Consider the following 5,542-nt stretch of genomic DNA (forward strand, 5'->3'; position numbering starts at 1 on the left):
ACGGATTCTAAAAGGGCGATCGCCCTTGGGTAATCCCGTTCTTTCAAAGCCGTTAAACCAGCCTCCAGAGATTGTTTCACAGATGAATCCGCCGAATTTTGATGGTTTGGAGATGCCATGACAGTGATTGCACTAGCGCCTTGTCTAAGATAGCTTGGGCGATCGATAGATTACGGTTTTAGCACAGAAATTAGGACACGGCAGTGCCGTGTCCCTACAATATTGTTTTGGGGTAGGGACACGGCATTGCCGTCTCCTCTTAGCCCCTACAATATTATTTTGGGGTAGCGACACGGCACTGCCCATTAGTGTCAACTTAAGCCTGAAACCTTTGAGAAATCTGGGTTTTACGCCAAGTCTAGATCCCCCTAAATCCCCCTGGTTGTAGGGGGACTTTGAGAAGACTCCTGTCCCCCCCTTCTTAAGGGGGGCTAGGGGGGATCTGAGGCTAGTCGTCCAACAACAGTCTCTGACTGGGTTTGACTTTAAGTTGACACTCCTTGGGCATTGCCGTCTCCTCTATTATTCCGGTGCTCTTTCAATCAACTTTAATCTACAATTAAATTAACTCTTCACCTCCACAATTATGCCGATCGACAACGACGATTTTGAAAGCGAATATATTAGCGACGATCGCAAACTGCAACTCTTCACAGACAGACACGAATTTACCCGCCGATTTGCCTTTTATTTAAACGAAGACCCGCCCCGCGAACAAATTTTGTATTTTTTCGGGGATGGAGGCAACGGCAAGTCATTGCTGCTAAAACACTTGGAGTTTCACTGCTGCAAAAGATTTCCGCCGCAGGATTGGCAGCGATTGCGCCAAATCCCCGAAGCAAGAGCCGCCGAAGTTGCTAATTTTGTCCGCAATGCACAACCTAAAACCTACACTCCTATCCCCGCAGTCAGACACGATTTCGGATTGATATCGATTAAAGAAGATAAACCCCAAGATAGATTTTACGGCTTGCTGATGCTGCGGCGAAATATCGCAGAAGCAACTAAGAAATATAAATTTAAATTTCCTAATTATGACTTTGCTTGCTTTTGGTATTTGCTGAACAAAGGCGAGTCAGACGCAACTCTCAACCAACTTTTCCCCGATGATTTGATTGATTTTTTGACACCTGTAGTTGAAACCTTTGCCGGATTTCCCGTGGTGTCACAAGTAGCGGCGGGGCTGAAATTAATCGATAAATTCGGCGGGATTAAGCGAACGATGAAATTAATTCAAACGCGGTTGGGTGTCAGCGACGAAACGGCGGATCAAATTCGCCGTAAAGATATTGATACTGAATTAATCGACTGTTTGCCGAAATTATTGGCTGGGGATTTGAATGCGGCAATGGCTGGCAAAAATAAACCCGATCGCCTCGTGATGCTGTTCGATACTCACGAGAAAATGTGGGATGAAAAACGCAATTCTCAAGGCGCAACTTTTTGGTATCAAGATGAGTGGTTTCGGCGGTTGTTGAGGGCATTGGATTACAAATTGGGAATTGTGGTTGCGGTGGCGGGGCGAGAGTGTCCGGTGACACAACTGCGGTGGCCGAATGCGTCGAGGTTTCCGATTCCCGCAGATTATATAGATAAACAATTGGTGTGGCATTTGTCTCCCGCCGATGCTAGAGATTACTTGCACAAAGTGGAGATTGACAAGGCTGATTTGGCAGATGCTGTGATTAAATATGCCAGCGTCAATCCTGATGAGAGTTGGGATAATTTGCAGGTAAATCCGTTTTATTTGGGTTTGTGCGCGGATGTGGTGCTGGCAGAAAGAAGGCGGGGAATTGAGTTGCTGTCGTCGGATTTTGCGCGGATTCCGAAGTTGGAAAATAAGACTGCGGAGTTAACGGATCGGTTGCTGACTTATGTGGATCGCGAAGTGCGATCGGCGGTGCATTCGCTGAGTGCTTGCCGCGCTTTTGATGAGGGTTTGTACGTGAAATTGGGATCTGCTTGTCACTTCCAGGCAAGTAGTGCCAATTTTGAGATGTTGACGGGTTTTTCCTTTGTGTGGAAATCGGAGAAGCGGGGGGATAATTGGTATCGGATTCACGATTTATTGCGGCGCTTGGATGCGGAAAGGGATAATCCGAAAACTCGCAGAGCCCATGAGGTTTTGGAGGGGCATTATCGGGAAGTGGGGGATGGGGCTGAGGCGATTTTTCATGCTAATCGCTTGGATTGGGAGCGGGGTGTGAAGGAATGGAAAGAGGTGTTTGATGAAGCGTTGCTGCTGAGTCGTTACGAGGAATGCAAGTCGCTGCTAGGAGTTAGAGATGAGTTGTGGATTAAAAGTGATTTTTTGCTGGGCTGGATTTCGCGAGCTGAAGGATTTTACTATACTGTATTAGCTCGAGATGCAGAAGGAAAACAAGAGTATTTAGAGGCAGTTGCAGCTTACGATCGCGCACTCATCACAAATCCTGACGATCGAAATACGCTCCGCAGCAAAGGGTTTGTGCTGCTAAGTCTGGGTCAGTTACAGAGCGGTATAGGAGAATTTGAGGCTGCAAAACAGTCTTTGTCAGATGCGATCGCTACCTGTAATTTAGCTTTACTTATTTCACCGGATCATATTAATGTTTTCAACACCAAAGGGCTGGTGCTGAACAGTCTGGGTGATTTGCAAGCACGGCTAAGAGAATTTGAGACTGCAAAACAGTCTTACTCGGAGGCGATCGCTGCCTATGATTCTGGACAGTCCAACAGCAAAGGGGTTGCGCTGCAAAGTCTGGGTGAATTACAAGCACAGCTAAGTGAATTTGAGGTTGCAAAACAGTATTACTCAGATGCAATCGCAGCCTATAATTCTGCTTTAATTATTGCACCGGATGATAAGTCTGCTCTCAATAACAAAGCAAATGCGCTGGGAAGTCTGGGTAAATTACAAGCACAGCTAAGAGAATTTGAGGCTGCAAAACAGTCTTACTTTGATGAGATCGCAGCCTATAATTCTGCTTTAGTTATTGCACCGGATGATATCTATGTTCTCAAGAACAAAGGGATTGCGCTGCGAAGTCTGGGTGAATTGCAAGCACAGCTAAATGAATTTGAGGCGGCAAAACAGTATTACTCAGATGCGATCGCAGCCTATAATTCTGCTTTAGTTATTGCACCGGATGATATCGGTGCTCTCGCCACCAAAGGGAATGTGCTGAAAATTTTGGGTGAATTGCAAGCACAGCTAAGTGAATTTGAGAGGGCAAAACAGTCTTACTTTGAGGCGATCGCTGCCTTGAATTCTGTGTTACTTATTGCACCGGATTTTATCGCTGCTCTCACCAACAAAGGGAATGCGCTGCGATGTCTGGGTGATTTGCAAGAAAAATTATCTGAGAGACAGGAAGCACTCAAGAATTGGCAAGAGGCGCTGGAAATGTTCGATCGCTCTTTAGCCATTGCTCCTAACAACGATCGCCTTCGCAATGTCTGCGATTCGCTGCAACAATCTATCGATAATTTGGGAGAGGATACTGTCAGCAGTTAGCCCGATCGCAATTAGTAAAGACGCGGCATTCAGGAGGCGGATTTGTCCAGTTAACTTACACCAAAAGTTCACAGGATTTACGCACTCCGACAAAGAAACCGGGTTTTTGCCCGCATCTACGCATCACAACCAAGTATTATCGAAAAAACCCGGTTTCTGGCCCCATGCGTCTGTCCTCAAACAAGATTTAGGATTATAAATAGACGAAGAGATCCCCCCTAGCCCCCCTTAAGAAGGGGGGGACAAGAGCATTCAGAGTCTCGCTTCACAAGGGAGGATAAAAAAGAGCATTCAAAGTCCCCCTTCTTAAGGGGGATTTAGGGGGATCTAATTTTGGATGCAAGCGATAGTTATAAACAGCATTCAAAGTCCCCCTTCTTAAGGGGGATTTAGGGGGATCTAATTTGGGATGTAAGCGATAGTTATAATTATGATAATCAATTTAAAAAGTGTGAATTAACATGATGTGGATAACTGCTGAATATAGTTGATAACTTCATCTTTACTAATTATTTCAGAAGTTGGCACACAATAAGAAGGGTAAATATAATAAATTTGACCTGTCGCTGCTGTTTTGCGTTTGTCTATTTTTGTACCGTATCTATCTGGATAAATAATCCACTTGGTACTGGGACGTGTTGGCGTTATTGCTCCCCAAGCTGTGCTGGTATTTCGACAGTACCAAATAACTACTGCTGGCGGGTTTACCCATTGTTTACTTTCTACTTCACCGCACATCCAACCTTTATAACCGGGCGGTATTTGTCGAATCGGATCTGTAATAGACTGAAATACTGTTTTTACAGATATCCAAAAGATTTTATTGCCTAAATTATCATACACAGGAATATCTTCGTCAGTATTAAACTGAGTAACAATAGACTCTCCTGTATTAATTCCCCGTTTCCTCAGTCCATTGCGAATAAGTGTTACAGCATAATCTCCTTCAGCTAAAAATTTTTCCCAAGTCATAAATACTTAATCATACTTTTTCCTTAAAATTTTATCATCAAAACTCATCTAAAACTTCTTCGTTTACATCTGGTAAAGAATTTTTCATTTGATTCATTTGTTCTTTCACCAATTCTATTAAACGATCGTTGCAGTATTCAGCAATTGCTGGATATTTGTCTGCCGTCTCTTCTAAAGGTGTTATCACACATGGATCGCTAATATCAATACCCAATTCTATCCACTGCCTAGTTTGCTCCACAGCTACATTGACCAGCTTTTCTAGTTCTGGTAAGTAGTTACTTATCCCATTCAAAGGATTTAATGTCGATATTTCTTCTAGAGAAATAGACAGATTTTCTAGTTGCTTTTTCTTGAGTAATTTAAGGTCTTTATCTTTTGCAAATACTGAAAGAAGCGAAGATGTTCCCGCTTCTATTTTTTTTATATTAGGAACTAATAAAATGTTCACTAAAAATAAAGCCATATCTGTAATGGATTTGCGACATTCAATCGAAATATTATCCCAATCATTAGTAACAACTTCTCGAAATAGCTGATAAGCTCTAAGATAATGCACGCACTTATCTATCTCATCTTTTGTATTACCAGCTAAAACAATCAAACCCTCTGCTTCAAAAAATATTTTGCTGACTTTTAAATCATTACTAAAATTTTTTATAAAATCAATTTTTTCTTCAGTAATAGAATTTTTTTCAGCGTAATTATTGATAGAAGAAAATAAAAATTCATTTGCTTCGTGAAATTTATTGGAAATTAGAAAATAATCTTTACCACTTGAACTTTCATCTAATAAATATTGTATTTCATCAAGTTTGCGATACAATGTCAACATTAAGCTCTCAAATTCGGAAGTAACAAATTCAGTTTCAAACTTTTGCCTAGCTTCCTCTATTTTAGTTTGAATACTAGAGCTGAGAGCTTGAAAGCTATCCAAAACAAACTGTGTCATCAGAAAAATGGGTTTGAAACCCCGTCCTTCTAGGACGGCTTTACATTAATTTAAATCCCCTTGCGGGGGAGAGGGGTATGGTTGCCCCTCTGTGGAGATATGGTTGTCTCCGAGTCCCTTTC

The 5,542-nt window shown here is 42.4% G+C and carries 3 protein-coding genes; 1 reads left to right on the plus strand and 2 read right to left on the minus strand.

The features are described from left to right. Positions 1-586 precede the first annotated feature (586 nt). Positions 587-3,496, plus strand: a complete 2,910-nt coding sequence (locus WBA89_RS26925; RefSeq protein ID WP_424410713.1) for a tetratricopeptide repeat protein — start codon at positions 587-589, stop codon at positions 3,494-3,496. A 456-nt stretch (positions 3,497-3,952) separates the two neighbouring features. Here WBA89_RS26925 and WBA89_RS26930 read toward each other — a convergent pair whose 3' ends face one another. Together WBA89_RS26930 and WBA89_RS26935 are read right to left on the minus strand one after the other, a co-directional pair. After that, the gene (locus WBA89_RS26930; protein ID WP_424410714.1) at positions 3,953-4,468 is read right to left on the minus strand and encodes a hypothetical protein; all 516 of its coding nucleotides are present in this window, start codon (positions 4,466-4,468) and stop codon (positions 3,953-3,955) included. A gap of 37 nt (positions 4,469-4,505) precedes the next feature. Continuing rightward, positions 4,506-5,420 (minus strand): hypothetical protein, encoded by a 915-nt coding sequence (locus WBA89_RS26935; protein WP_424410715.1) that lies wholly within the window; start codon positions 5,418-5,420, stop codon positions 4,506-4,508. Positions 5,421-5,542 lie beyond the last annotated feature (122 nt).

This window comes from Microcoleus sp., assembly GCF_049646505.1.
Lineage (GTDB): Bacteria > Cyanobacteriota > Cyanobacteriia > Cyanobacteriales > Microcoleaceae > Microcoleus.

Coding starts and splice junctions, on each gene's coding strand:
- WBA89_RS26925 (WP_424410713.1), top strand. CDS start 587: ATGCCGATCGACAACGACGATTTTGAAAGCGAATATATTAGCGACGAT.
- WBA89_RS26930 (WP_424410714.1), bottom strand. CDS start 4,468: ATGACTTGGGAAAAATTTTTAGCTGAAGGAGATTATGCTGTAACACTT.
- WBA89_RS26935 (WP_424410715.1), bottom strand. CDS start 5,420: ATGACACAGTTTGTTTTGGATAGCTTTCAAGCTCTCAGCTCTAGTATT.